The organism is Corallococcus aberystwythensis, assembly GCF_003612165.1.
Classification (GTDB): Bacteria; Myxococcota; Myxococcia; order Myxococcales; family Myxococcaceae; genus Corallococcus; species Corallococcus aberystwythensis.
This window is the reverse complement of record NZ_RAWK01000479.1, coordinates 1-3217: the sequence shown is the minus strand read 5'-3', so window position 1 is coordinate 3217 and position 3217 is coordinate 1. Positions and strand designations below refer to the sequence as shown.

The following is a 3217-nucleotide window of genomic DNA, read 5'->3' as shown; positions in this document are numbered from 1 at the left end:
CCCGGTGCCACCGGGTCCCCCGCTGCCTTGCCCCGGCCGTCCCGGCACGCCACCGTCCGTGCTCCCCGTGCCGCTGCCCGGCCGTCCCGTGCCATCACTCCCCGGCCGCCCCGCCCCGCTTCCGGGCCGCGGGCTGGAACTCCCGCCCTTGGAGGGAGGCGCGCAGTCCGGCGGCGCCGGTTCGCAGTCCTGCGTCGAGGGGGCCGGGCGGCCCGGCCGCTCCGGACGCCCGTACTTCGCGAACTCCGAGGCCAGCCGCTTGGACTCCTGCTGGAGGCCCATCAGCTCGATGCGGTCGTCGTTGAAGGCCGGCATCGGCAGGCCGAGCAGCTTCTTCTTCGCCGTGTCCACCTGTTCGAAGAAGGTGCGGTTGTCCACGAGGAACCTCGCCGCGTCCCGGAGCGAGGGCGACACGTTCCGGTCCTGCGAGATGCGCTGGAGGTCCGCGTGCGACAGCGAGCCGTCCTTCTTGCCGTCCAGCAGGTCCAGGTAGCCGAAGTTCGCCTCCAGCGTGCGCAGCGAGTCCGCGTAGTCCAGCAGCTTGGGGTCCAGCGGGCTGCGGCTCCCGGACGTGCCTCCCGCCTGCGTCCCGCCCGCCGAGGACGAACTCGCGTAGCCCGCGCCCGCCTTCGCCGCGTCCTGGGGCGCGCAGTACTCCGTCTTCGCGGACGGGTGCTTCTTCAGCTCATCCGCCACGCCCAGCGCGCCGCTGGCCGCCATCATCACGTTGCCGGTCATCACCCCCGCGGCCGTCTTGATGGAGTTCGTGAGGACGGGGGGAAGCCCCAGGGCGTCCCCCGCCAGGTCGGTCACGGCGGCCATGGGGCCGCCCAGCAGGTTCGCCACGCCTTTCAGGATGTCGAGCATCAGTACTCCCGCGCGGCGGGTTGAAGTGGATGCTGCGAGGTGCCGCGCGCCGTCTCTTCGGACGCGGGAGGGCATTGCAGCGGCGGTGCCGGACGCGCCGGCGCGCGGGGCGAGTCGAAACGCGGGGTTGGCGCGCGAGGCCCGCCGTGTGCGTCCCCGGCCACGGACGGTCCGGTCCGTCACGGAGGATTGCGGCTAGAGTCCCGCGCCCATGCGCACCTTCGGGCTCGACTACGGAACCAAGACCATCGGGGTGGCCGTCTCGGATGGGCTGGGGCTCACCGCCCAGGCGGTCACCACCGTGCGGCGCGCGTCGCTCAAGGCGGACCTGGCGGAGCTGTCCCGCCTGGTGAAGGAGCACGAGGTGACGCGCTTCGTCCTGGGGCTGCCCCTCAACATGAATGGCTCGGAGGGGCCCCGCGCGGAGGCCACGCGCAAGTTCGCGGAGGTGCTGGAGAGCGCGCTCGGGCTGCCCGTGGAGCTCTGGGACGAGCGGCTGTCCACCGTGGCTGCCCAGCGCACCCTGCTGGAGGCGGACGTGCGCCGGGAGAAGCGGCGGGAGGTCATTGATCAGCTCGCCGCGCAGTTCATCCTGCAGGGCTGGCTGGACGCGCACCGCCCCAAGAACGACGACGGCTACGACGACAACTACGACCCGGAGGCCTGAGCCCCTCCTCCGGGAACGAGCCGCCGGCTACGGCTGGCGCCGGTACACGTGCAGCGGCGCGGTGAAGCCGTCCTGCTCCTGGTACGCCACGCCGTCGAGCGTCAGCGTCCGCCCGTCCAGCTTCACGCCCGGGTCCTTCACCAGCCGGCCTTCATCGAAGCGCACCACCACGTCCGGCCGCGCGTCGCCCAGGCGCTGGCGGAAGGTGTCCCAGCGCACGCGCGCCATGCGCATCTCCGGCAACGTCGAGAAGAAGGCCACCTGCAGGTCCATGTAGCGAGGGTCGTCGTCGATGGCCGCCGCGCCGCCCTTCGCCGCCACCTCCTCCTTGAGGAAGCGAGCCACCTGCATCACCGCCACCGGATTCGTGGACGTGGGGCTCACCGGGCGCAGTGAGTCGTGCAGGCCGCCCTCGGTGCGGAAGGTGTAGATGCCCAGCGCCACCGGCATCACCACCGCCAGCACCGCGCTCACGCCCACCACCGCGCGGCGCGCGAAGGCGCCCCGGCTGCCCACCATCGCCGCCAGGCCCGGCGCCAGGAACACGGGCACCAGCACCAGCTGCGTCACCGTGAAGCGCGCCAGGGGCACGAAGCTCAGGAGCACCGCCGCGCGGACGGTGAAGTACAGCGCGGGCACCACGGCCATCGCCACCAGCCAGCGCGTCTCCGGGTGCTTCTTCCACGCGCGCACCATGCCCACGCCGCCCAGGAGCGCCACGCCCGGCGTCAGCGTGAAGAGCGCCACCGCGGGCCAGAACCCCAGCTGCTGCAGCCGCCAGCCCAGCGCGCCCCCCGCACCGCCGGAGTCGGCCACCCACTGCTTGTGGAAGTCCTCCACCGCCTTGATGGGGAAGAACGGGTCGCCGTGCGCCAGCTCGTTGCCCTGCATCCACAACAGCGGGAACGGCAGACACACCAGGCCAAAGCCCACCGCGCGCGTGAGCGACGCCACCCGGTCCTCGCTGCTGAACACCAGCGCCACGGTGATGAGCGGGATGTACATCCACGCGTCGTAGCGAAGCGCGCACGCGAAGTTGAGCAGCACCGCGCCCCAGAACAGCGGCTGGAAGCGGTTCTCCTCCACGCCCTCCGCCACCAGCGCGAACACCGCCAGCATGAAGAAGAGTGACACCGCCTCGCTGCCCGCCGTGGTGGAGAACTGCAGGTGCATGCCCCACGCGCTGAAGGCCAGCCCCGCGGCCACACCCGCGCGCCAGCCGAACAGCCGCCGCGTCAGCGCGAACAGCGGCACCACCGACAGCACGCCGAACACCAGGCTCACCAGCCGGCCCGCCACGTCGCGCTCGAACACCGACAGCACCGCGCCCACCAGGTACAGGTGCAGCGGGCCGAACTGGTACGTCCCGTCCTTGTAGGAGGTGATGACGTGCGGGTCGGCCAGCCACCGCTCCGCCAGCTCCGTGCGCACCACCGCGTCCCCGAAGAGGTTCTCGTTGATGAAGAACACCCCCAACCGGGGGAGCAGCGCCGCCACGAGCAGCAGGCCCACCAACCACCGGATGGAAGGCTCGGGCTGGGGGGCGGGCACGGCGGACAAGCCGGGCACGGCGGTGTGAGGAGAAGCAAGGGCAGCGGGACTCGAAGCGGGAACCATGGCGCGCGCGAGGATACGCAGGCAGGACCCAAAGCCAAGTCAGCGTCCCTCCCACCTGCCCGGTGC

The 3217-nt window shown here is 72.1% G+C and carries 2 protein-coding genes and 1 pseudogene; 1 reads left to right on the top strand and 2 read right to left on the bottom strand.

All coding sequences use genetic code 11. The features are described from left to right. Positions 1-867 (bottom strand): annotated as a pseudogene (locus D7W81_RS40585) (hypothetical protein); the annotation flags it as partial. 211 nt (positions 868-1078) lie between these two features. Between D7W81_RS40585 and ruvX the strand changes: the two are divergent. Continuing rightward, complete coding sequence (gene ruvX, locus D7W81_RS40580) at positions 1079-1534, top strand: Holliday junction resolvase RuvX (RefSeq protein ID WP_120560666.1); 456 nt, start codon at positions 1079-1081, stop codon at positions 1532-1534. Positions 1535-1561: 27 nt separating this feature from the next. On the opposite strand, the gene D7W81_RS40575 is transcribed toward ruvX, so the two are convergent. Further along, positions 1562-3151: an ArnT family glycosyltransferase gene (locus D7W81_RS40575; protein WP_120560665.1), complete on the bottom strand. Its 1590-nt coding sequence runs from the start codon at positions 3149-3151 to the stop codon at positions 1562-1564. Positions 3152-3217 lie beyond the last annotated feature (66 nt).